The organism is Amycolatopsis sp. NPDC049252 (genome assembly GCF_043197175.1).
GTDB lineage: Bacteria > Actinomycetota > Actinomycetes > Mycobacteriales > Pseudonocardiaceae > Amycolatopsis.
Map to the genome: position 1 here is coordinate 53946 of NZ_JBICSQ010000024.1, position 21764 is coordinate 75709.

At 73.5% G+C, this 21764-nt stretch carries 23 protein-coding genes; 14 read left to right on the plus strand and 9 right to left on the minus strand.

What is annotated here, in order from left to right; genetic code table 11:
- Window positions 1–87 precede the first annotated feature (87 nt).
- Entirely contained in the window at window positions 88–2733 is a 2646-nt protein-coding gene (locus ACGFMK_RS24785; protein ID WP_392767505.1) for a SpoIIE family protein phosphatase, read from the plus strand.
- Here ACGFMK_RS24785 and ACGFMK_RS24790 read toward each other — a convergent pair.
- Window positions 2705–2962, minus strand: coding sequence for a hypothetical protein (locus ACGFMK_RS24790; RefSeq protein WP_392767508.1), 258 nt, complete (start codon window positions 2960–2962; stop codon window positions 2705–2707). The genes ACGFMK_RS24785 and ACGFMK_RS24790 overlap by 29 nt on opposite strands.
- Before the next feature lie 631 nt (window positions 2963–3593).
- On the opposite strand from ACGFMK_RS24790, the gene ACGFMK_RS24795 reads away from it, so the two are divergent.
- A complete protein-coding gene (locus tag ACGFMK_RS24795; RefSeq protein WP_392767511.1) occupies window positions 3594–4106 on the plus strand; it encodes a MarR family winged helix-turn-helix transcriptional regulator in 513 nt (170 codons plus the stop codon).
- Window positions 4107–4111: 5 nt separating this feature from the next.
- Here the strand turns inward: ACGFMK_RS24795 and ACGFMK_RS24800 are convergent, their stop codons facing one another.
- Complete coding sequence (locus ACGFMK_RS24800; RefSeq protein ID WP_392767514.1) at window positions 4112–4471, minus strand: spore germination protein GerW family protein; 360 nt, start codon at window positions 4469–4471, stop codon at window positions 4112–4114.
- 187 nt (window positions 4472–4658) lie between these two features.
- Between ACGFMK_RS24800 and ACGFMK_RS24805 the strand changes: the two genes are divergently transcribed.
- From ACGFMK_RS24805 to ACGFMK_RS24845, 9 genes are read left to right on the plus strand one after another with little or no spacing between them, the layout of a single operon-like run.
- Window positions 4659–5552: a class I fructose-bisphosphate aldolase gene (locus ACGFMK_RS24805; protein WP_392767517.1), complete on the plus strand. Its 894-nt coding sequence runs from the start codon at window positions 4659–4661 to the stop codon at window positions 5550–5552.
- 2 nt (window positions 5553–5554) lie between these two features.
- Entirely contained in the window at window positions 5555–6151 is a 597-nt protein-coding gene (locus ACGFMK_RS24810; RefSeq protein WP_392767520.1) for a 2-oxoacid:acceptor oxidoreductase family protein, read from the plus strand.
- The gene (locus tag ACGFMK_RS24815) at window positions 6135–7376 is read left to right on the plus strand and encodes a transketolase C-terminal domain-containing protein (RefSeq protein WP_392767522.1); all 1242 of its coding nucleotides are present in this window, start codon (window positions 6135–6137) and stop codon (window positions 7374–7376) included. Before ACGFMK_RS24810 ends, ACGFMK_RS24815 begins: the two co-directional genes overlap by 17 nt.
- Window positions 7377–7380: 4 nt before the next feature.
- Window positions 7381–8376, plus strand: a complete 996-nt coding sequence (locus ACGFMK_RS24820; RefSeq protein WP_392767526.1) for a thiamine pyrophosphate-dependent enzyme — start codon at window positions 7381–7383, stop codon at window positions 8374–8376.
- 1 nt (window position 8377) lies between these two features.
- Window positions 8378–10009, plus strand: a complete 1632-nt coding sequence (locus tag ACGFMK_RS24825; RefSeq protein WP_392767529.1) for an NAD(P)-binding protein — start codon at window positions 8378–8380, stop codon at window positions 10007–10009.
- 16 nt (window positions 10010–10025) lie between these two features.
- Complete coding sequence (locus ACGFMK_RS24830) at window positions 10026–10292, plus strand: DUF1876 domain-containing protein (RefSeq protein ID WP_392767532.1); 267 nt, start codon at window positions 10026–10028, stop codon at window positions 10290–10292.
- A gap of 11 nt (window positions 10293–10303) precedes the next feature.
- Entirely contained in the window at window positions 10304–10816 is a 513-nt protein-coding gene (locus tag ACGFMK_RS24835) for a flavodoxin family protein (RefSeq protein ID WP_392767535.1), read from the plus strand.
- Between the two features lie 23 nt (window positions 10817–10839).
- The gene (locus ACGFMK_RS24840; protein ID WP_392767538.1) at window positions 10840–11940 is read left to right on the plus strand and encodes a glutamate--cysteine ligase; all 1101 of its coding nucleotides are present in this window, start codon (window positions 10840–10842) and stop codon (window positions 11938–11940) included.
- Entirely contained in the window at window positions 11937–14552 is a 2616-nt protein-coding gene (locus ACGFMK_RS24845; protein WP_392767541.1) for a cation-translocating P-type ATPase, read from the plus strand. Before ACGFMK_RS24840 ends, ACGFMK_RS24845 begins: the two co-directional genes overlap by 4 nt.
- Here the strand turns inward: ACGFMK_RS24845 and ACGFMK_RS24850 are convergent.
- From ACGFMK_RS24850 to ACGFMK_RS24865, 4 genes are all read right to left on the minus strand, one after another.
- A complete protein-coding gene (locus tag ACGFMK_RS24850) occupies window positions 14512–14796 on the minus strand; it encodes a hypothetical protein (protein ID WP_392767544.1) in 285 nt (94 codons plus the stop codon). The two genes, ACGFMK_RS24845 and ACGFMK_RS24850, sit on opposite strands and share 41 nt — an antisense overlap.
- Complete coding sequence (locus tag ACGFMK_RS24855) at window positions 14793–15773, minus strand: magnesium transporter CorA family protein (protein WP_392767547.1); 981 nt, start codon at window positions 15771–15773, stop codon at window positions 14793–14795. The genes ACGFMK_RS24850 and ACGFMK_RS24855 overlap by 4 nt, the downstream gene beginning before the upstream one ends.
- Window positions 15773–16165 carry a hypothetical protein gene (locus tag ACGFMK_RS24860; protein ID WP_392767550.1) on the minus strand — a complete coding sequence of 131 codons (393 nt, stop codon included), beginning with the start codon at window positions 16163–16165 and terminating at the stop codon, window positions 15773–15775. The genes ACGFMK_RS24855 and ACGFMK_RS24860 overlap by 1 nt, the downstream gene beginning before the upstream one ends.
- Before the next feature lie 138 nt (window positions 16166–16303).
- On the minus strand, window positions 16304–17155 hold the full coding sequence (locus ACGFMK_RS24865) for a universal stress protein (RefSeq protein WP_392767552.1): 852 nt from the start codon (window positions 17153–17155) through the stop codon (window positions 16304–16306).
- A 246-nt stretch (window positions 17156–17401) separates the two neighbouring features.
- On the opposite strand from ACGFMK_RS24865, the gene ACGFMK_RS24870 reads away from it, so the two are divergent.
- On the plus strand, window positions 17402–18403 hold the full coding sequence (locus tag ACGFMK_RS24870; RefSeq protein WP_392767669.1) for a zinc-binding alcohol dehydrogenase family protein: 1002 nt from the start codon (window positions 17402–17404) through the stop codon (window positions 18401–18403).
- A gap of 20 nt (window positions 18404–18423) precedes the next feature.
- Here the strand turns inward: ACGFMK_RS24870 and ACGFMK_RS24875 are convergent, their stop codons facing one another.
- On the minus strand, window positions 18424–18618 hold the full coding sequence (locus ACGFMK_RS24875; protein ID WP_392767555.1) for a hypothetical protein: 195 nt from the start codon (window positions 18616–18618) through the stop codon (window positions 18424–18426).
- Window positions 18619–18801: 183 nt separating this feature from the next.
- On the opposite strand from ACGFMK_RS24875, the gene ACGFMK_RS24880 reads away from it, so the two are divergent.
- Both ACGFMK_RS24880 and ACGFMK_RS24885 read left to right on the plus strand, forming a co-directional pair.
- Entirely contained in the window at window positions 18802–19686 is an 885-nt protein-coding gene (locus ACGFMK_RS24880) for a universal stress protein (protein WP_392767558.1), read from the plus strand.
- 2 nt (window positions 19687–19688) lie between these two features.
- Window positions 19689–20318 carry a CBS domain-containing protein gene (locus ACGFMK_RS24885; protein WP_392767562.1) on the plus strand — a complete coding sequence of 210 codons (630 nt, stop codon included), beginning with the start codon at window positions 19689–19691 and terminating at the stop codon, window positions 20316–20318.
- Between the two features lie 78 nt (window positions 20319–20396).
- Here the strand turns inward: ACGFMK_RS24885 and ACGFMK_RS24890 are convergent, their stop codons facing one another.
- On the minus strand, window positions 20397–20630 hold the full coding sequence (locus tag ACGFMK_RS24890; RefSeq protein WP_392767565.1) for a DUF2188 domain-containing protein: 234 nt from the start codon (window positions 20628–20630) through the stop codon (window positions 20397–20399).
- A 45-nt stretch (window positions 20631–20675) separates the two neighbouring features.
- Window positions 20676–21683: an Acg family FMN-binding oxidoreductase gene (locus tag ACGFMK_RS24895; RefSeq protein ID WP_392767567.1), complete on the minus strand. Its 1008-nt coding sequence runs from the start codon at window positions 21681–21683 to the stop codon at window positions 20676–20678.
- Window positions 21684–21764: the final 81 nt, after the last annotated feature.

Here is a 21764-nt window from a genome sequence, read left to right on the forward strand (position 1 = left end):
TTTCGGCTCGGTGCGGGCTGTTGCTCCGCGGGGCCACGGTCCACCAGAGTGGGCCGGGCGCGCCGTGCGGCGCGCAGGGGAGTGGCGGTGGTGCGGGAAAAGCGGACGCTGCGGCGGCTGGGGCGGCCGGTCCTGTGGTGCGCGGTGGCCGGCGGTGGGTACGCGGCCGGCTCCCAGCTGGCGTTCACCGTGCTCGACGCGACCGGCGCGGGACCGACCTTCTTCCCGTCGGCGGGGCTCAGCGTCGCGCTCCTGTGCCTGCTGCCCCGCCGGGCCTGGCCGTTCGTCGCCGCGAGCATCGCGGCGATCGAGCTCGTGGTGGACCTCGTCGAAGGGCTCGGCCCGCTCGCCGCGACCGGATTCGCCGTCGGGAACACCATCGAGCCGGTGCTGGGCGCGGTCCTGCTCGGCGCGACGCGCCGGAGCCTCGAAATCGGCACCTGGCGTGGTCTCACGCGGTTCGTGGCCGCGGCCGTGCTCACCGCCCCGGCCGTGGGCGCGCTGATCGGGGCGACGACCGCGGTCACGGCCGGTGACACGGGCAGCTGGTGGGCCGTGGCCGGCCGGTGGTGGCTCGGGGACGGGCTGGGTGTCCTGGTGATCGGCACCGCGCTGCTGGTGTGGGGTGGCCGCGGGCCACGGCTCAGGCAGGCCGCGGCGGCGGTCGCGCTGGGTGGCGTCGCCGTCCTCGTTTTCTGGGCGGACGTCGTCGAGGCCGGGTACGCCGGGGTGTTCGCGCTCGTCTGGGTGGCCCTGCGGTGGGGCCTGCGGGCGGTGACGGCCAGCGGCGTGGTGATCGCCGTCGTGGCCACCACCGCCACGGCCGCGGGACGGGGGCCGTGGGCCGGGACCGCCCCGGCCTCGGGCCTGGTCCACCTGCAGCTGGTCCTGGCCCTGGTCCTGCTGACGACGCTGGTGCTCGCGGTGACGGTCACGGAGCGGGACGCCGCCGTGCGCGGCGCGGCACTGGCGGAGGAGCGGCGGCGGCGCGCGCAGTCGGTGGCCGAGGCCGAACAAGCGGCGCACGGACGAGCCAAGCTGCTGCGGGCCGTGGCGGACGCGCTGGGCGCCACGACCGACGTCAGCCAGATCGTGTCCGCCGTCGTGGACGTCCACGACGGCGGGCTGGCCGCGGTGGCGGTCGGCGTCCTCGGCGACGGCGAGGTGCTGCGGGTGCGGACCGGCACCGGCGCCGGGACGGGCACCGAGACGACGACGCCGGTCGCCTCCGACACCCCCGAGGCCGCCGTGGCGCGGGACGGCGAGCCGCGCTACCCGGCCACCGCCGCGATCCTGCCGCTGCGCACGTCCGGGGACGTCTTCGGGTTCCTGGGCCTGTACCACCGCGAACCCCGCGGATTCTCCCCGGCGCAGCGCACCGTCCTGCTGACGATGGCCGCGCAGGTCGCCCAGGCCGTCCACCGCGCTCAGCTGTACGAAGCCGAGCAGCGCCTGCGCCTGCGGGCGGAGGACGGGGAATGGCGGCAGCGGCTGATCGGCGACCTGATGGCGGCGATCAGCAAGCCGGGCAGCATGGCCGAGCGCGCGCAAGGGCTCGTCGACACGCTCGTGCCCGCGCTCGCGGACTTCGCCGTCGTCGAGTTCGGCGGGGACGACAGCGAAACCCCGGTCGCCGTGTCGGCCCACCGCGACCAGGACGGCCGGGCGGCCTTCGCGGCGTGGAGAACGGGCGGTGCGGGCGTTCCCGCGTTGACGACCGTCCTGGCGACCGGGCAGGACCTGTTCGTCCCGCACCTGAGCGGGAACCCGCCCGGCCCCGGTTCCCTGGTCGGGGTGCCGCTGACGGTGGAAGGCGCGGTGCAGGGAGCGCTCCTGCTCGGGCACGCGGCCTCCGGCCGCTCGTTCGCCGCGGGGGACCTCGAGCTGGCCCGCGACATCGCCGCGCGCGCCGTCCTGGTGCTGCACGCCGCGCACAGCGCCGACCGGGAACGGTCGATCGCGCTGACGCTGCAGACCAGCCAGCTGCCGCGGGACGTCCCCACGTCCCGCCGGGTGGCGGCCGCCGCCCGGTACCGGCCCAGCCAGCGGAACCTGTCGATCGGGGGCGACTGGTACGACGTGGTCGCCCACCCCGACGGGCGGATCGCGATCACCATCGGCGATGTCGTGGGGCACGGCCTGGCGGCCGCCGCGGCGATGGGGCAGATGCGCAGCGCGGCGACCGCGCTCATCCTCGCGGAGCTCGGCCCGGCGGCGGTCCTGGACCGGCTGGATCTCGTGGCCGCCCGCACGGCCGGCGCGGAGCACGCCTCCGCGCTGGTGGCCGAGCTCGACCCGGCGGCCGGGCGGTTCCGCTACGCCGTCGCCGGGCACCCGCCGCCGCTGCTCATCGCCCCGGACGGCACGGTCGCCCTGCTCGACCAGGCCCGGTCACCGCTGCTGTGCCTGCCGCCGCGCCACGGGCGTCCGGAAGCCGAACGGACGGTGCTGCCCGGCTCGGCGCTGGTCTGCTACACCGACGGGCTGATCGAGCAGAACCGGTTGCCCGCGGAGGAGGCGTTCGCCGAGCTGGTCGCGGCGGCGGCCGAACACGCCCGCCGGAGCCCCGGCGAACTCTGCGACGGCCTTCTCGACGCCCTCGTCGGCCACCTGCCCGCGCGTGACGACATCGCCGTCGTGTGCCTGCGTTTCCTGCCGGCGCCCTCGGCCCAGGTTGAGCGGGCTGTGGTGCCGCGGCGGGACCTCAGCCCTGGCCGCAGCGTTGCCGGGTGAGGTCCTGGAACGAGCCGACGACCGCCGGCCGCTGCTCGATGACCGCGAGGGCGTACGTGAGCACGAGATGCGCGGTCCGGGCCTCCCGCGCCGCGGCCTCGTCCGCGCCGCCTCGGCCGCGGCCGAGGATCAGGTTCGCCTCCCGGCGCAGCCAGCGGTTCCGCTCGCGGCGAAGGGCTGCAACCTCCGGTGGCGGCGTGACGGGTTCGGAAAACAGTCTGTCCGGCATTGGTGAATCCCCTCGGAAACGGCCTCTTCTGCCAAGGGTAACCGCGCCTTCGGGCAATTGTCAGATCGGTCCCGGAGTAGCGGGTCCGAGATTCTCGGAATGCAAGGATCTCGACGTCGAATTGCGGCACGGTTATGGTTTTTGTCGGAAATTTTTCGACTTGAGGCCGGGGGTTCGCCGGTGCCGGGCCGGCCGGCGGTGGCGGTGCGGCGTCGGCTCGCTTCTCGGATCCGGTCTTTCTCGGAAACCGAGAATCTCCGCGGCGCCTGGCCGCCTGGTGGTCTCGGCCCGCGGAAGCCGGTCGCCCGCTGCCCGGCCGGTTCCCGGTTCGCGTCAACCGGTCGCGCCGGTGCGGAGCTGGGAAGACGTGCTCGCGGTCCCGGGGTGGAAATTTTCGGCACCCGGTTCGAGGGTGTGCGATCTATTTCGTCGTCGGCGTGGCGGGGTCGGAATTCGGTATTGCTGCTTTATCTTTGCGCGGCGTGAGGTGAATCGGTTCTCGTTCGCGGGAGGTCCGGCGGAAGGGTGGCCGGGATGCCGGGTGGTGGCCGGTCGCTGCGCGGACGACTCTAGCTGGTCTAGTATCTAGTTTATCTAGGTACTCGGCGTCTGATCTTTGTGGTGAGCGTGGATGGAACGACTGGCTGAGCAGCTGCGAGCGGTGATCGTGGCCACCGACGAGTACCGGCGGGCGATGGCGGCCGCGCTCGGCGTGGGGGTGCACGAGGCCGCCGCACTGGGCGAACTGCTGCACCAGGGGCCGTTGCCGCCCTCGGCGCTGGTGAAGCGCCTGGGCATCGCCTCGGCGAGCGTCACCGCGCTGCTGGACCGGCTCGAGCTGGCCGGCTTGGCCCGGCGCGAGCGGCACCCGACCGACCGGCGCAGTGTCCTGGTGATGCTCACCCCCGCCGGGCACGCCGCCATCGACGCCATGTTCGCCATCTTCGGCGACGACGTCTACTCGGCCGTCGAGCGGTCGGAGCCGATGCACATCCGCGAGTTCACGGTCGTGCTGGCCAAGATCGCGGAGTCGCTGCGGGCCCGGGCCACGCAGTCGGCCGGGATCGCGGCCACGCTCAACGAACGGGTGCGGGACGCGAGCCCGGCCCGCAACGAGGAGCCGGGCGCCGGACCGCGCGGTTAGCGCACTCAGGACTCGCCGGCCGGTTCCCCGGCTCGGTACTTGAGCTTCGCCAGGCGCGTCGCCACGAAGAGCGCGGCGACGGCGATCGCGCCCAGGGTGGCCAGCAGGCGGTTGACGTCCACCGCCGGTTCCCAGCGCAGCTTGCCGTCCTTGATGACGTACGCGCCGACCGGCTTGGCGGACAGGCCGAACCCGCCGCCTTCGCCGGAGCGGCCGTTCTCGTCGCGGCCGTCGCCGCCACCACCGCCGCTGCTGACGGTCGAGGCCACGATCACGGTGACCCCGTCGCTCTCGTACGGCTCGCCGTAGACCAGCTTGGTCTCGAGCCCGTCCTTGGCCTTGGCGAGCAGTTCATCGATCTTCACGACGACCTCCCGGATGAGTTCCCCCTGGGCAGAGTCTCGCCGCCGGGGGGCCGGGAGCCGCAAGGGTCCAAGGTCCCCGGAGTTCCGGACCGCCGCCTCGGGTGCCGGGGGCGTTCGGCTGCTGCGGGCGGTGGCCTTCGCGCGATGTGCTGGGCACACCACGAAATCCGCGAACCCGGAGGCCGCCATGGCACACCGTCCCGCACTGGCCGCACTCGGGCTGAACACGGGCAAGAAGACGCGCCTGCACCGCATCCTGCACGAACACGGCCTGCGCAACGGGACCGCGTTCTTCCTGCCCTACGACCAGGGGCTGGAGCACGGGCCGCGGGACTTCTTCGCCAACCCGGCCGCAGGTGACGCGAAGTACGTCATCAAGCTCGCGCTCGAAGGTGGCTTCAACGGCATCGCGATCCAGATCGGCCTGGCCGAGAAGTTCTACTGGGAGTACGCGGGCGAACTCCCGCTGGTGCTGAAGCTCAACGGCAAGACCGAGATCCCGTCGGACGCCGAGGCGCTGTCCCCGCTGCACGGCAGCGTCGAGGACGCGGTCCGGCTCGGCGCGGACGCCGTCGGCTACACCCTCTACGTCGGAACTCCCGCGCAGGAACAGGACTTCGCCCAGCTGCGGCAGGTCCGCGCCGACGCGCACCGGTTCGGCATGCCGCTCATCGTCTGGGCCTACCCGCGTGGTTCGGCCATCGAGGGCAAGGGCGGGAAGGACTCCTTCTACGCGGTCGACTACGCCGCGCGCACCGCGTCCGAACTGGGCGCCGACGTCGTGAAGGTCAACTTCCCGCACCCGGCGAAGATCGACAACGTTCCCGCGCCGTACGCGAAGGAAACGACCAGCCAGCAGGCGATCGACGCCGTCGTCCGGTCGGCCGGGCGCACGCTGCTGCTCGTGTCCGGCGGCGGCAAGGCCGGCGACGACGCGATGCTCGAGAAGGCGCGCGAGTCGATGGAGGCCGGCGCGACCGGGCTGATCTTCGGCCGCAACGTCTGGCAGCGCGAGCACGACGAGTCCCTGCGGTTCGTCTCGGCCCTGCGCGACATCCTCGCGAAGTACCCGAGCTCATGACCATGACCATGACCGAGGTGCGCATCCACGGCCGCGGCGGCCAGGGCGTGGTGACCGCGGCCGAGCTGCTGTCGGTCGCCGCGTTCACCGAAGGGCGGCACGCGCAGGCGTTCCCGAGCTTCGGTTCGGAACGCACCGGCGCGCCGGTGGTGTCCTTCTGCCGGATCGCCGACCGGGCGATCCGCACGCGGGAACCGATCGTGGCGCCGGACGCGCTGATCATCCAGGACGCCACCTTGCTGCACCAGGTGAACATCTTCGAAGGTTTCAAGCCCGACGGCTACTTGCTGGTGAACTCCGCCCACAGCTTCGAGGAGCTGGGGCTGGGGGAGTTCGTCCGCGGCTTCCGGCGCGAGCGGCTGCTCGTCGTACCGGCGAGCGAACTGGCCCGGAAGCACCTCGGCCGGCCGATGCCGAACGCCGCGCTGCTCGGCGGGTTCGCCGCCCTGACCGGCGTCGTCGAGCTGCGCTCGGTGATCACCGCGATCTCCGGCCGGTTCAGCGGCGCGAAGGCCGACGGCAACATCGCCGCGGCCACCGCGGCCTACGGGTTCGTGCGTGCGGAACGAGAGGAACTGGCTCGTGCTCAGACAGATTGAGGGGTCCAAGGCCGTCGCCGACGCCGTCGCGCTGTGCCGCCCGGAGGTGGTCTGCGCGTACCCGATCTCGCCGCAGACGCACATCGTCGAGGGCCTGGCGGAGCTGGTGAAGTCCGGCGCGCTCGCGCCGTGCGAGTTCGTCAACGTGGAGTCGGAGTTCGCGGCGATGTCGGTGGCCATCGGCGCGTCCGCGGCCGGCGCGCGGGCCTACACGGCGACCGCGAGCCAGGGCCTGTTGTACATGACCGAGGCCGTGTTCAACGCCTCCGGGCTCGGCCTGCCGATCGTGATGACGGTGGCCAACCGGGCGATCGGCGCGCCGATCAACATCTGGAACGACCACAGCGACAGCATGGCGCTGCGGGACGCGGGCTGGATCCAGCTCTACGCCGAGACCAACCAGGAGGCCGCGGACCTGCACGTCCAGGCGTTCCGGATCGCCGAAGAGCTGTCCACGCCGGTGATGGTCTGCATGGACGGGTTCATCCTGACCCACTCGTGGGAACAAGTCGACACGCCGGACCAGGCGCAGGTCGATGCGTTCCTGCCGCCGTACGAACCCCGGCAGGTCCTCGACCCGGCGGAGCCGTCCTCGATCGGGGCGATGGTCGGCCCCGAGGCGTTCACCGAGGTCCGTTACCTCGCCCACGCCCGCCTGATGGAGGCCCTCGACGTCGTCCCCGACGTCTCGGACCGGTTCGCGGAGGCGTTCGGCCGCAACTCCGGCGGGCTGACCCGCGCGTACCGCACCGAGGACGCCGAGACGATCGTCCTCGCGCTCGGCTCGGTGCTGGGCACGCTCAAGGACACCGTCGACGAGCTGCGCGAGGACGGCCTGCGCGTCGGCGTGCTCGGCCTGACCTGCTTCCGGCCGTTCCCCACCGACGCCGTCCGCGCGGCGATCGGGCACGCCGCCCACGTCGTCGTCCTGGAGCGCGCCTTCGAGCCCGGTGTCGGCGGGATCGTCACGCAGAACGTCGTCACGGCGGCGCCCGCGACGAAGGTGCACACGGTCGTCGCGGGCCTCGGCGGCCGCGCGGTCACCAAGACCTCTCTGGACCGGGTGCTGCGAGCGGCGGACCGGTTGCCGCCGTTGACGTTCCTCGACCTCGACCGCTCGCTGATCGACCGGGAGCTGGGACGGTTCGCCGCTGCCCGGCGCTCGGGCCCCACGGCCGAAAACCTCCTGCGCGACCTCGGTGCGGTCGCCTCACGGATCGGGTAATGACATGGTGGTGACGCCGATCAAGTTCTACCAGACCGGCAGCTTCGCGGTCGGGGGCCGATTGCTCGGCGACGACCAGCGCAGCGTGCAGTCCGACCGGGAGCGGATCAACTCGATCGACTGCGGGCACCGCGCGTGCCAGGGGTGCGGTGAGGCACTGGGCGCGCGGTACGCGCTCGACGCGGCCATGCGGGCGACCGGGAACCAGCTGGTCGCCGTCAACGCGACCGGCTGCCTCGAGGTCTTCTCGACGCCGTATCCCGAGACGTCGTGGCGGATCCCGTGGCTGCACTCGCTGTTCGGCAACGCGCCCGCGGTCGCCACCGGCGTCGCCGCGGCGATGAAGGCCAAGGGCCGCACCGACGTCCGCGTGGTCGGGCAGGGCGGTGACGGCGGCACGGTCGACATCGGCTTCGCCTGCCTGTCCGGGATGTTCGAGCGCAACGACGACGTGCTCTACCTCTGCTACGACAACGAGGCCTACATGAACACCGGCGTCCAGCGGTCCGGCGCGACGCCGGCCGCGGCCCGCACGGCGACGACGCCGGCGGTCGGGCCGGAGCCCGGCGCGGTGTTCGGGCAGGGCAAGAACGTGCCGATGATCGCGCTGGCGCACGAGATCCCGTACGTGGCGACGGCGACCGTCGCGGACCTGCGCGACCTCGAAGCGAAGGTGACGCGGGCGATGGAGTTCCGCGGCGCCCGCTACCTGCACGTGCTGGTGCCGTGCCCGCTCGGCTGGGGCAGCGCGTCCCACGACACGATCCGGATCGCCCGCCTGGCCAAGGAAAGCGGGCTGTTCCCGGTGTTCGAGGCCGAGCACGGGGAGATCGTCGCGACGTCGAAGATCCGCCGGCAGGTGCCCGTCGAGGACTACCTGCGGCGCCAGACGCGGTACGCGCACCTGTTCGGCGAGCACCCCCGCCCGGACGTGGTCGCGCGGATCCAGGCGCAGGCCGACCGGAACATCCGCCGCTACGACCTGCTCGGAGAGGACTGACATGGAGCACGAGAAGCCGTTCGCGATCACGCTCGACGTCGGGTCCAGCCGGGCCAACAAGACCGGCGCGTGGCGCAGCGAACGGCCGGTCTACGTCGACCTGCTGCCGCCGTGCAACCAGGCCTGCCCGGCCGGGCAGGACATCCAGAAGTGGCTCTACCACGCCGAATCCGGGGACTACCAGGACGCGTGGCGCGGGATCATGGCCGACAACCCGCTGCCGGCCGTGCTCGGCCGGATCTGCTACCGGCCGTGCGAGAGCGCGTGCAACCGCGGCCAGCTCGACGAGGCCGTCGGGATCAACTCCGTCGAACGCTTCCTCGGCGACGAGGGCATCAAGCAGGGCTGGACGATGCCGGTCACGGCCGCACCGTCCGGCAAGCGGGTGCTCGTCGTGGGCGCCGGCCCGGCGGGATTGTCCGCGGCGTACCACCTGGCGCGGTTCGGGCACGCCGTCACGATCCGCGACGCGGAGGCCGCGCCCGGCGGCATGCTGCGCTACGGCATCCCGCGCTACCGCCTGCCGCGCGAGGTGCTGGACGCGGAAGTGGCGCGGATCCGGGCCATGGGCGTCGCGTTCGAGCAGGGCGCCCGGGTCACCGACGCCGCGAAGGCGATGGCCGACGGTGGTTTCGACGCGGTCTTCCTCGCCGTCGGCGCCCAGGTCGGCAAGCGGGCCTACATCCCCGCGGGCGACTCGGCGCGCGTGCTCGACGCCGTTTCGCTGTTGCACGACATGGAGAACGAGGAGCGTCCGCTGCTCGGCCGCCGGGTCGCCGTCTACGGCGGTGGCAACACCGCGATGGACGCCGCCCGCACCGCGAAACGGCTCGGCGCGACCGACGCCGTGGTCGTCTACCGCCGCACCCGCGACCGGATGCCCGCGCACGAGTCCGAAGTCGCCGAGGCCGTCGAAGAGGGCGTGTCCATGCGCTGGCTCTCGACGATCAGCGAGGTTGACGGCGACGGCATCACGGTCGAGAAGATGCAGCTCGACGAGTCCGGCTTCCCGCAGCCGACCGGCGAGTTCGAGCGCCTGGCCGCCGACAGTGTCGTGCTGGCCCTCGGCCAGGACTCCGACCTGTCCCTGGTGGACAACCTGCCGGACGTCGAGCACACCGGCGGCGTGGTGCGGGTCGGCGCGGGCCTGATGACCGGGCACCCGGGGATCTTCGCCGGCGGGGACATGGTGCCCTCGGGCCGGACCGCGACGGTCGCGGTGGGCCACGGCGCGAAGGCGGCGCGCGAGATCGACGGGTGGCTGCGCGGGATGCCCGTCGCCGAGCCGCCGGCTCCGCGTCCGGCGACGTTCGAGAACCTCAACACCTGGTACTACAGCGACGCCGACAAGACCGTCCGCCCGCACCTGGACCTGTCCCGGCGGGTGTCCACCTTCGACGAGGTGACCGGCGGGCTGGACCCGTCGACGGCGTTGTTCGAGGCCCGCCGCTGCCTGTCCTGCGGCAACTGCTTCGAGTGCGACAACTGCTACGGCGTCTGCCCGGACAACGCGGTCATCAAGCTCGAGCCGGGGGACAAGTACGCGATCGACCTGGACTACTGCAAGGGGTGCGGGATCTGCGTCGCCGAATGTCCTTGTGGCGCCATCGAAATGGTGCCCGAAGAAACCTGACCCCGAGGAGGTCGGCATGAACGAGAAGCGCTGGCACGTCGAACTGATCATCGACGAGGACGGTGAGCGCACCCGGGCCACGGCCCGGTTGCACACCGCCGACGACACCCGGATCTCCGGGACCGGCGCCGCCCGGCTCAACCCGGCCGACCGGGACGTGCCGGAGATCGGCGACGAGCTCGCCGCGTCACGGGCCTTGAGCGACCTGGCGCACAACCTGCTCGAATGCGCCGCCGGGGACATCGAGGAGCTGACCCGCAAGCGGGTCCGGCTCGAACACTGAGGAGCGGAACCATGCGCATCGTCATCGTCTTCGAGTCCATGTACGGCGCCACCGAGCAGGTGGCGCGCGCCGTCGCCGACGGGATCGACGGAGCGGAGGTCGTGAACGTCGACCACGCCCCGGCGGACCTGACCGGTGTCGAGCTGCTCGTCGTCGGCGGGCCCACCCACGCGCACGGCATGAGCCGCGCCGCGACGCGGGAGTCGGCCGCTCAGCGGGTGGAGCGCCCGATGCTGTCCCGGACCGGGGTGCGCGAATGGCTCGACTCCGTCGGGCCCGTGCCGCGGGGGCTCGCGACCGCCGCGTTCGACACCCGGCTGGAGAAGGCGCGGGTGCTGACGGGCGCCGCGTCACTAGGCGTCGCCAAGCGCCTCCGCCGGCTTGGGTGCCGCCTGGTGGTGCCCGCCGAAAGCTTCTTCGTCGGTACCGATCCGGCCGACGCCGGCCCGAAGGCCGGCGAGCTGGACCGCGCCCGGGCCTGGGGTGCGGCACTCGGCGCGGCCGTGCGCCGCACCGTCTCCTGAGCCCGGCCGTGGACCACGGGGGTGTGACGGTCGGGGTCGAAGAGGAGTTCGTGCTCGTGGACCCGCGGTCGGGGGTCACGGCCGCGGAGGCACCGCGAGTCCTCGAACTCTTGAAGGACGAACGGGGGGTGGTGGCGGAGTTCCTGCGGTACCAGGTGGAGTCCGTGACCGGGATCTGCCGCTCGCTGTCCGAGGTGCGCGCGGACCTGACGCGGCTGCGGGGCCGGGTGGCCGAGGCCGCGCAGGACGCGGGCTGTGTCGCCCTGGCCACTGGCGTCGCCCCGTTCGCGAGGGTGTCGCCGGTCACCGACGATCCGCGCTACCGCCGGCTGGCGGACCGGTTTCCGCGGCTCATCGGCGAAGCGGGTACGTGCGGCTGCCACGTCCACGTCGGCGTCCCGTCGCGCGCGGTCGGCGTGCGGGTGCTGGCCCGGCTGCGGCCGTGGCTCGCCACGGTGCTGGCGATCAGCGCGAACTCGCCGTACGTCGACGGCCTGGACTCCGGCTGGGCCAGCGCGCGGTACCCGCTGTGGTCGCGCTGGCCGACGGTCCGCCCGCCCAGTGCGTGGCACGGCACCGCGGGCTACGACGCGGCGGTCGACGGCGCCATCCGGGGTGGGAAGGCGATCGACGCCCGCAGCGTCCATTTCCACGCCCGCCTGTCCCCGCTGCACCCGACGGTCGAGGTGCGGATCGCCGACGTCTGCCTCGACGTGGACGACGCGGTGCTCCTCGCCGGCCTCGTGCGCGGCCTGGTGGGCACCGCGCTGGCCGAAGAACGCCGCGGCGTGCCGCTGCCACACGTGCCGGACGTGCTGGTCGAGCGGTCGCTGCGGGCGGCGGCCCGGCACGGCTTGGGTGGCCCGGGCGTCGACGTCCTGACCGGCGTACCCGTGGCGCACGAACGCTTGGCCGAGGACCTTCTGGTCCACGTCCGGCCCGCCCTGCGGGCGACGGGCGATCTCGAGGACGTCCGGTCCGGCCTGTGGGCGCTCACGGCCCGGGGCGGCGGCTCGGAGCGGCAGCGTGCCCTGCGCGCCGGGGCGGGCACACCGGCGGACTTCGTCGCCCGGCTGGCCGCCACGACCCGTGGCGGAGACCTGGAACGGAAGGCAGCACAGTGAAGACCACCGTCCACCCCGAGGCGTTCCACGCCCGGCCCGCGACCGCCGTCGCCGAGCAGCTCGGCGTCGACCCGCAAGCGGGTCTCGCCACCGCGGAAGCCGGGGCGCGGCTCGAGCGGTTCGGTCCCAACGAGGTGACCGCGCCGTCCGGGCCGGGGCCGGTGGTCCGGCTGCTGCGGCAGTTCCACGACCCGCTCATCTACGTCCTCCTGCTCGCCGGAGTGGTGACCGGGCTGTTCGGCGGCTACGTCGACGCCGGGGTCATCGGGGGAGTCGTGGCGCTCAACGCGATCGTCGGGTTCGTGCAGGAGTCGCGGGCGCAGCGGGCTCTCGACGCGCTGTCCAAGATGCTGCCGGCCGACGCGACCGTGCTCCGCGACGGCGTCACCCGGCGGATCCCGGCGGCCCGGCTCGTCCCGGGCGACGTCGTCGAGCTCGCGGCGGGCGACCGCGTGCCCGCCGACGTCCGGCTCGTCGAAGTCCGGCTGACGGAGGTCGACGAATCGGCCCTGACCGGCGAGTCCGTGCCGGTGCGGAAGTCCGCCGACGCGGTGGCCGAAGAGGCCGTGGTCGCCGACCGCACCGGCTGCGCCTACTCCGGGACGCTGGTGACGCGCGGCTGGGCCCGGGCGGTGGTCACCGCGACCGGCGGGCGGACCGAGCTGGGCGGCATCCAGCACCTGGTGGCCACCGCCGAGGTGGTCGTCACCCCGCTCACCCGCAAGCTCGCCCGGTTCTCCCGGCAGCTGAGCGTCGCCATCGTCGCGGTCGCCGCCGGGGCGTTCACGCTCGGCGTCGTCCGCGGCACGCCGGTGCCCGAGATGTTCACGGCGGTGGTCGCGCTGGCCGTCGGGGCGATCCCCGAGGGGCTGCCGGCGGCGGTGGCGATCGTGCTGGCGATCGGCGTGGTCCGGATGTCCCGGCGCGGCGCGATCGTGCGGAACCTGCCCGCGGCCGAGACCCTCGGCGGGACCACGGTGATCTGCACCGACAAGACCGGCACGCTCACGCAGAACCGGATGAACGTGACGACGCTCGCGGTGGCCGGGCGGCTGGTCCCGCCGGCCGAGGCCGGTGCGCTGCAACGGGAGTGCCTGGTCGCGGGGGTCCTCTGCAACGACGCGCAGCCCGGGGAAGGCGACCCGACGGAGATCGCCCTGCTCGAAGCGGCCGTCGAGGCCGGGCTGGATCCCGAGGCGATCCGCGCCGCCGCGCCGCGCACGGAAACGGTGCCGTTCGAGTCCGAGACCCGCACGATGACCACGGTGCACGGCGACGTCGGCTACCTCAAGGGCGCCGTCGAAGAGGTGGCGGCCCGGTGCGCGGACGAGGTCACCGCCGACGGCGTCCGCCCGCTCGACACGGCCGCGCTGGAGGCGCTGCAGGACACGCTGACCGCACAGGGGCTGCGGGTGCTGGCGTTCGCCCGGTTCATCCCCGGTTCGGCACCGACGTTGCTGGGCCTGCAGGCGATGCACGACCCGCCGCGGCCGGAGGCGGTCACCGCGGTCGCGGCGTGCCGGGAAGCGGGCATCGACGTCAAGATGATCACCGGCGACCACGCCGGGACGGCGCGCGCGATCGCCGCCGCGGTCGGGCTGGTGGACAGCGCGTCCTCGGCGCGGGTGCTCACCGGCGCCGAGCTGACGGCGCTGCCCGAGGCACGGTTCGACGACGTGGTGGCGGGCACGCAGGTCTTCGCCCGGGTGTCGCCGGGGCAGAAGCTCCAGCTGGTGCACGCGTTGCAGCGCGGCGGGCAGGTGGTCGCGATGACCGGCGACGGTGTCAACGACGCACCCGCGCTGCGCCGCGCGGACATCGGTGTCGCGATGGGCTCGGGTGGCACGGACGCCGCCCGGCAGGCCGCGGACATGGTGCTGACCGACGACGACTTCGCCTCGATCCAGGCGGCGGTGCAGGAAGGCCGGAGCGTCTTCGACAACCTGCGGAAGTTCATCGCCTGGACGTTGCCGGCCAACATCGGCGAGGGCATGGTCGTGCTGGTGGCGATCCTGCTCGGCTCGACGCTGCCGATCGTGCCGGTGCAGATCCTGTGGATCAACATGACGACGGCGGTGTTCCTCGGGCTGACGATGGCGTTCGAGCCGACCGAGCGGGACGTCATGCGGCGCCCGCCGCGGCCACCCGACCGCCCGTTGTTCACGGCCGCCCTGCTGCGCCGGGTCCTGCTCGTTTCGCTGCTGCTCGTCGTGGCGGCGTTCTTCGCCTACCGGGCGGAGCTGGCTTCGGGGGTGTCGATCGCCCAGGCGCGCACGACCGCGATCAACATGTTCGTCGGCGTCCAGGCCGCGTACCTGCTCAGCTGCCGGTCACTGGACCGGCCGGTGCTGGCGGCCTGGCCGGGCCACAGCCGGATGTTCGCGCTGGGCCTCGGGCTCACGGCCGCGCTCCAGCTCATGCTGACCTACGTCCCGGTGCTGAACACGGCGTTCCACACCGCGCCCGTCGGCGTCGTTTCCTGGCTGTGGGTGCTGGCCGCCGCGGCGGTCGCGTTCGTGGTGGTGGAGGCGGACAAGCTGCTCTGGCACCGGCTCGCGGCCCGGCGGTCGCTCAGCGCAGCCCGGGCAGACGGCGAAGCGCGACCGCGGTGACGGCCGAGGTGGTGGCGGCCATCAGCAGGCCGCCGAGGACACCGATCGCGATCGTGGTGAACGCGTGCTGGCCGGGCCGCCACAGCGGTGTGGTCACGCCCAGGAAGACCGCGAGACCGAGCCGCGTGCCGAACGGGAAAGGCGGCGGCGCAGGACCAGCCACGCAGCCGGCCGGCCGCGGCACGGGCAGCACGACGGCGGCGGAAGCGTCCGCGGTGAGCACCCACGCCCGAGCGGGCTTCACAGCCAGTCCCGCCGTTTGAACAGCACGAACAGCGTCGCCGAGATGACCAGGATGGCCACCGTCGAAACCCACACCCCGGACGCCTGCGCGAAGCCGGGGTAGGGGACGTTCTGGCCGTAGAACCCGGTGATCGCGGTGGGTACGGCGATGATCGCCGCCCAGCTGGTCACCTTCTTCATGATCGTGTTGAGCCGGTTGCCCTGGATGCTCAGCTGGGTCTCGCGGACCGTCGCGATCAGGTCGCGCAACGACTCCGTCCACTCGGTCACGCGCAGGACGTGGTCGTAGACGTCCTGGAAGTAGGGCAGCAGCGTGTCGTCGACCGTGCGGACCTCGCGGCGCATCAGCGAGCTGACGATCTCGCGCATCGGCAGGGCGAGGTGGCGCAGCCGGCTGAGGCTCTTGCGCAGCCGCAGGGAGCGGCGCTGCAGGTCCGTCGCGTCGGCTTCGTCGGCGAAGACCAGGTCCTCGAGCTCCTCGACCTGTTCGTCGAGGGTCTGCAGGGCGTCGAAGTGCCCGTCGACGAGCAGGTCGAGCAGGCCGTGCAGCAGGAACCCGGTGCCGGTCTTGGCCAGTTCCGGCGTGCTGTCCCAGCGCTCGGTGAGGGCGTCGATGTCCGCGGTGTTGTTGCGGTGCAAGGTGACCAGCACGCGGTCGGTGACGAACGCGTCGAGTTCCGACGCCGCGAGCACGCCGGTTCCCGGGTCGAACCGGACGGCGTACGCGGCCAGGAACGAGTGGTGGTCGTAGTGGACCAGCTTCGGCCGCTGGTGGTCCTCGTCGAGGACGGACGCGACGGCGAGCGGGTGCAGGCCGAGTTCGGTGGTGAGTGTGGCCAGGTCGGCCGCGGTGGGGGCGTCGATGTCCAGCCAGAGCGTGACGGCGGGGTCGGTGAGGTGCCGCGTGGCTTCGGCGACGGAGAGGTTCTCCCGCTCCAGGACACCACTGCGGTACAGGCGGCTCCGGCTCGCGGACATCAGCGGTCGGCCGCGGTGGCCAGGCTGGCGCGGCAGGCGCGGACCAGCTGGCGGGTGGCGCGGGTGGCCGGGGCCTCGCCGCAGGAGGGGCAGCGCACCGCGACGTCGCCGGCCAGCTGGTCGATCGCGACGTTCAGCGCGCACTCACACTTCCGGCACCAGCGGGTGCCGGTGACGATGACGACGTGCAGCGGCGAGGCCACGCAGTCGTGCAGCCAGCGCCGGTGCGTGCGGCACGTGACGCGCTCCAGCGGGTCCAGACCGTCCTCTTCGGACTGGTCTTCCGCGGTCAGGGTGCGGGCCAGGCGCTGATCGGCGACGCCGGTGTAGCGCGGCCCGGTGGTCTCGGACGACGGCTCGGCGGTGGTCGCCGGAGCGAAGGTGGTTTCCATGGTGTGCCTCACTTTCGTCGGTTCCCAGCCTCCGCCGGGCGGGACCGGGCGGGGAGGGCCGGACCGGCCCGGTCCGGGAGGTCCGGTGCCCCGGATCCGGCGGGCCCAAGGCCCGTCGAGGTGAGGACTTCCGTCCGCTCAGCCGACGCGGACGAGGTAGACCGGGCAGGCCGCGTTGTGCAGCAGGGCCTGGCCGGTGGACCCCAGCAGCAGGCCGGGGAAGCCGCCGCGGCCGCGGTTGCCGAGCACGACGAGCTGGGCGGTGGCGCTGCGCTCGATCAGCTCGCGCCGCGGGTGGGTCGCGACCACGGCTTCGTCGACCGCGACGCCTTCGGTGTCCTGGGCGCGGAGCCGGTCGGCCGGCAGCCGCTGCCCGGCGCCGACCGGGGATTCGCCGTGCCGGCTGTCATCCGCGGCCGCGTGCACCACGACCAGCGGGGCCTTGCGGACCCGGGCCTCGGTGAGCGCGGCCGCGAGGATCCGTTCGGTGGCCTCGCCGCCGTCCACCCCGGCGACGACCGGCCGGTCCGCCGCGCCGGGTTCGTCCCAGGTGTCACCGCGGACGACGACGGTGTCGCAGGAGGCGTGCGCGCTCACGGCCGAGGCGACCGAGCCGGCCAGGAGGCCGGTGAGCTTGCCGTGCCCGGACGAGCCGACCACGAGCAGCGAAGCCGTGCGGGAGGCGTCGATGAGCGCCAGGGCGGCGCGGTCGGGATCGAGCCGGGTCGTCGCGTCGGGCAAGCCCTGTGCGGTGGCGAGTTCCGCGGCGGCGCGCAGGTACCGGCGGCCCCGGGCGCGCACCACGTCCTTCATCTCTTCGGGCGGCGGCACGACTCCGCCGGCCAGCAGCGCGGAGAAGTCGAGGGCGTACACGATCTCGAGGGGCGCATCACGCAGTCGCGCGGCGCGGGCGGCCCAGCGGACGGCGTCGAGCGATTCGACGGATCCGTCCACCCCGGTGACGATCGGCGGTGCGGCTGCGGTGGTCATCGGCGGCTCCTGACGTGGTTGTCGTGTCCCGACCGTAGGCTTGCCGGTTGCGCGTCGGCTGCGGCCGGAAGTCCTTGCGGGGGAGGACTTCCGGCCGCAGCGATGGCTCCGCTGGGCGCGGGAGGAAGGGGCGAACGTCCCCGGCCGTGAGGACCACGGGACGTCGCGGCGCGCCGGCGGGGGCGGCCATGCTGACCGGGAACGCCGTGCTCGAGGAGGCCGACCGTGACGCAGCTGCCGACGACGATGACCGCGTGGCGGGTCACCCGGCCCGGGCCGATGGCTTCGGGGCCCCTGAACCGCTCCCGGGTTCCGGTGCCCCGCCCGGCGGCCGGGGAACTGCTGGTGCGGGTGCTGGTGTGCGGGGTGTGCCGGACCGACCTGCACGTCGCCGAGGGAGACCTGCCGGTGCACCGGCCGGGCGTGACGCCGGGACACGAGGTCGTCGGCGAGGTGGTCGCCACCGGAAACGCGGTCACCGGGTTCGCGACCGGCGACCGCGTCGGCATCGCCTGGCTGCGCGGGACCTGCGGCCGGTGCCGGTTCTGCCGGCGCGGCCGGGAGAACCTGTGCCCGGAGTCGCGCTACACCGGCTGGGACGCCGACGGCGGGTACGCGGAGTTCGCCGTCGTCCCGGCGGCCTACGCGCTGCCGCTGCCCGGCGGCTACGCCGACGACGAACTCGCGCCGCTGTTGTGCGCCGGGCTGATCGGGTACCACGCCCTGGCGCGGGCCGAGGTGCCCGAGGGCGGCCGGCTGGGGATCTACGGCTTCGGCGGCAGCGCGCACCTGACCGCGCAGGTCGCGCTCGCCCGCGGCGCCACCGTCCACGTGCTGACCCGCAGTCCCGAGGCCCGCGAGCTCGCGCTGGAGCTGGGCGCGGCGTCAGCCGGGGACGCCGCCGAGCCACCCCCGGAGCCGCTCGACTCGGCGATCCTGTTCGCCCCCGCCGGCGAGCTGGTCCTCCCGGCGCTGGAAGCGCTGGACCGCGGCGGAACGCTCGCGATCGCGGGCATCCACCTCTCGGACGTCCCGCGGCTGAACTACCAGCAGCACCTGTTCCAGGAGCGTCAGGTGCGCAGTGTCACGGCGAACACCCGCGAGGACGCGCGGGAGTTCCTGGCCTTCGCCGGGCAGCACCACCTGTCCGTCAGCACGGTGCCGTACGCCCTGGAGGCGGCCGACCAGGCGCTCGCGGACCTGGCCGCCGACCGGGTGAACGGGGCGGCCGTACTGCGCGCCGGCTGAGACGCCGGTGACCCGGACGGTCACGGCCGCCCGGCCGGCGTGCGCACGTGGCGGACGGTCGAAACCAGCCACAGCACCACGATCACCCCGACCAGCGCGGCGAGAGTGCCGTCGTCACCGGTGACGAGCGTGAAGACCGCGAACAGCAGCGCGGCCGTGCCGAGCGGGGCGCTGAGCCATACGGTCGCCGCCGCGTCTCGCCATTCCCGTTGCATCGGATCACGATGCGCTCGCGTGCCCGGCGGCCGGGAGCGGCCAAGGACTCCGTGCCGGGGGCCGAAAGTCCTTTCCGCCGGGCGCTGACCTTGGTCCTCGCGGGCGGGGACGAACGGCCGCATCAGCCGGGCACCGGCGCGGCCTACCTTTCGGTTCAGAAGCTCGCAACCGGAGGAAACGTCATGAGCGCAACCGGAAACCCGCCGATCGTCGTGGCCGTGGACGGCTCGGAAACCGCCGCCGCGGCGGCGCTGTGGGCGGCCGGGGAAGCAGCCCGCCGGCATGCCGCCCTGCTCGTCTTCACCGCCTACGGCCTCGAAGACGCCTCCTTCGGCGGCAAGGTCTACCCGCCGTCGGACTGGCTCGCGGTCAGGGAAGCGGCGGCGGACCAGCTGCTGCGCCAGACCCGGACCACGCTCGAAGCCGCCGTGCCCGGCCTGGAGATCACGACCGAAGCCGGCGACCGCGCGCCGGTCCCGGCCCTGCTGGCGGTCTCGGAGCGGGCGCGGATCCTGGTGACCGGCGAGCCGGTCGGCGCGATCGCCGGGCTGTTCAGCGGCTCCCCGGACGTCGACCTGGCCGCGAAGGCGCACTGCCCGGTCGTGGTCGTGCGTGGTTCGGAGAGCGTGGACGGCCCGGTGGTCGTCGGCACCGACGGCAGCCCGCTGAGCGAGGCGGCGATCGGGTGGGCCTTCGAGGAGGCCTCGATTCGCAACGCCCGGCTCGTCGCGCTCTACACCTGGCACGACGGCGACAGCGCCGGCCTGTTCCAGGACGGCAACGTCGCCTTCCAGGGTGAGTCCCTGCAGGACTCCTGCCGCCGCCTGCTCGCGCAGCGCCTGGCCGGCTGGCCGGAAAAGTACCCGGACGTCCAGGTCGAGCGTCGCGTCGACCACGACAAGCCGCGCGACCGCCTGCTGGAGGTCAGCCGGACCGCGCAGCTCGTCGTGGTCGGCAGCCGGGGCCGCGGCGGCTTCACCGGCCTGGTGCTCGGCTCGACCAGCCAGGCCCTGCTGCACCACGCCGCCTGCCCCGTGATGGTCGTCCGCACCGAGAAGGAGAACTGACCATGAACGCCGTGTCCTCGGTGATGACCACCGACCCGATCACCGTCCCCCTGCAGACACCGTTCAAGGACATCGCCGAGCTGCTCACCGGAAACGGGATCAGCGCGGTCGGCGTCCTGGACAAGACCGGCGCCCTCGTCGGCGTCGTCTCGGAGGCGGACCTGCTCCCGCACCTGTGGGAGGACGTGAAGCCCCGCCGGCGCGACCGCCGGCTGGCCCGCAAGGCCACCGCGTGTGTCGCGAAGGACCTGATGACGAGCCCGGCCGTCACGATCGAGGCCGACGCGACCCTGGCCGCGGCCGCCGCGCGGTTCGCGCACTCCGGCGTCCGCCGGCTGTTCGTCCTCTCCGGCCGCCGGGTCGTCGGGGTGCTGTCCCGCCGCGACCTGGTCGCGGTGTTCTGCCGCGGCGACGCCGACCTCGAGCGGGAGGTCACCCAGGGAGTCCTGCGCGAGAAGCTGGACCTCGGGCCGGACCGCGTCCGGGTGGAGGTGCGGGCGGGCGTCGTGACGATCGTCGGGCGCGTGGAGCGCCGCAGCGACATCGACCCGGTGACGCGGCTGGTCGCCGAGCTGTCGGGAGTGGTCGAGGTCCGCAACCGCCTGGACTACGTCTGGAACGACGGGTCCTGATCGCCGGTACGCAAATCTGTGGCCACCGCGAGGAACAACTTCGCGGTGGCCACAGATTTGTGAGCCTGCATTCTGCGATCAGTGTTTGTCGCGTGGCGGATTCGGGTCGTGCCCTTTCGGTGAAGTGTCCTTGCTTCGGATCTGGCCGTCTCGGCCGTGGACAACGGTTTCGCCGCCGGTGGTCGCGCTGATCCCGCGAGCGCGCGTTGTCGCCTCCGCTTGAGTCTGTGTGTGGGCGCTCGATCGGCTCGCCCCCGGCTTTCTTGACGTTCGTCGTGGACGACCTACAGGCGCAGAGAGCTTGCGCGGCAAAGCGAAAAAGTCCTCCGGCGCACCGGAGGACCTTTCGCGGTCGGTTCAGTGCCTGCGCAGCTGAGCCGGGATCGGCAGCCCGGCGCCGTACCCGTGCCCGAGCGGCCGCACGACCTCGCCGATCGGCCGGCGCGGGGTCGCCGGGAGCGGGGCCGCGCCCTCCGGGAGGTAACCGACCCGCACGACCAGCTGGGGCGCCAGCGCACCGCCGAGGACGCAGTCGCGGACGAGGGCGCGCGTGCTCGTCAGCTCCAGGGGCTCGGTGACCAGGCAGGACGCGAGGTTCAGCCGGGTCGCGGTCAGCACCACCGCGCTGGCCGCCTCGCCCGCGCGAAGCCGGTCGGCCGGTTCGTCGCCTCTGGTGGCCAGCACGGTCAGGGCCGCGCCGTCCGGGTCGGTGGTGTCGGCGAGTTGCGCGTCGGTGAAGTCACGGACCCGCGGGGCCTCGGTCGTGTGGACCGCGTTCTGCGCGGGGACGCCGTCGGGGGCGTAACGGCGTCCGCTCCAAGCCGCGAGTTCGATGCCGTAGTCCGTGTCGGCGCGGTGGAGTTCCTGAGCCGCCACGGACGCGCCGGTCAGCGCCGAGAGCTGCGGGGCATCGTCCAGGAAACGCAGCAGCGCGCCGTGGTCGCTCGCGCTCTTCGCGAGGAACACCTCGTCGCGCACCAGCAGGGGCCGCTCGGCGAACCGGCGGCGGTCGGACCGGCGCCGGGGGATGGCCGCGGCCAGGGCGATGTCGCCGTCGCGGGTGTCGTGGGGGACCAGCGTGATCCGGGCGAGCAGGCCGGGCTCCGGCGTCCGCTCGATCTGCGCGGCCCAGCCGAGCGCGGCGGCCGCGACGGTGAAGTGGTGCAGCACGCACCCGCAGCTGACGAGCAGGTCGCGCCCGTCGGGGTCGGCGTGCCGCAGGTGGCGGCCGGGGTCGGCGCGCAGTTCGACCGTGCGGCCGCTGAACCGCCAGTCCCAGGGCTGGGTGTTGTGCACCGACGGTGCGCGCACGGCGAGCGCGATGGCCGCCCTCACCGTGTACGCGTCAGGCAGGTACTGGTCCATCGCTTCCTCCTCGGGTCGGTCTGCTTCCATGCTTGTCGTGGCGGCCGCGGCGCCCCAGGGGCGAAGTGCTTCCACCACGGG

Excerpts from the sequence above, each read along its gene's own strand:
- ACGFMK_RS24790 (WP_392767508.1), bottom strand. The coding sequence starts at position 2,962 with ATGCCGGACAGACTGTTTTCCGAACCCGTCACGCCGCCACCGGAGGTT.
- ACGFMK_RS24795 (WP_392767511.1), top strand. The coding sequence starts at position 3,594 with ATGGAACGACTGGCTGAGCAGCTGCGAGCGGTGATCGTGGCCACCGAC.
- ACGFMK_RS24805 (WP_392767517.1), top strand. The coding sequence starts at position 4,659 with ATGGCACACCGTCCCGCACTGGCCGCACTCGGGCTGAACACGGGCAAG.
- ACGFMK_RS24810 (WP_392767520.1), top strand. The coding sequence starts at position 5,555 with ATGACCATGACCGAGGTGCGCATCCACGGCCGCGGCGGCCAGGGCGTG.
- ACGFMK_RS24820 (WP_392767526.1), top strand. The coding sequence starts at position 7,381 with ATGGTGGTGACGCCGATCAAGTTCTACCAGACCGGCAGCTTCGCGGTC.
- ACGFMK_RS24825 (WP_392767529.1), top strand. The coding sequence starts at position 8,378 with ATGGAGCACGAGAAGCCGTTCGCGATCACGCTCGACGTCGGGTCCAGC.
- ACGFMK_RS24830 (WP_392767532.1), top strand. The coding sequence starts at position 10,026 with ATGAACGAGAAGCGCTGGCACGTCGAACTGATCATCGACGAGGACGGT.
- ACGFMK_RS24835 (WP_392767535.1), top strand. The coding sequence starts at position 10,304 with ATGCGCATCGTCATCGTCTTCGAGTCCATGTACGGCGCCACCGAGCAG.
- ACGFMK_RS24855 (WP_392767547.1), bottom strand. The coding sequence starts at position 15,773 with ATGTCCGCGAGCCGGAGCCGCCTGTACCGCAGTGGTGTCCTGGAGCGG.
- ACGFMK_RS24860 (WP_392767550.1), bottom strand. The coding sequence starts at position 16,165 with ATGGAAACCACCTTCGCTCCGGCGACCACCGCCGAGCCGTCGTCCGAG.
- ACGFMK_RS24865 (WP_392767552.1), bottom strand. The coding sequence starts at position 17,155 with ATGACCACCGCAGCCGCACCGCCGATCGTCACCGGGGTGGACGGATCC.
- ACGFMK_RS24870 (WP_392767669.1), top strand. The coding sequence starts at position 17,402 with ATGACCGCGTGGCGGGTCACCCGGCCCGGGCCGATGGCTTCGGGGCCC.
- ACGFMK_RS24875 (WP_392767555.1), bottom strand. The coding sequence starts at position 18,618 with ATGCAACGGGAATGGCGAGACGCGGCGGCGACCGTATGGCTCAGCGCC.
- ACGFMK_RS24880 (WP_392767558.1), top strand. The coding sequence starts at position 18,802 with ATGAGCGCAACCGGAAACCCGCCGATCGTCGTGGCCGTGGACGGCTCG.
- ACGFMK_RS24885 (WP_392767562.1), top strand. The coding sequence starts at position 19,689 with ATGAACGCCGTGTCCTCGGTGATGACCACCGACCCGATCACCGTCCCC.
- ACGFMK_RS24895 (WP_392767567.1), bottom strand. The coding sequence starts at position 21,683 with ATGGACCAGTACCTGCCTGACGCGTACACGGTGAGGGCGGCCATCGCG.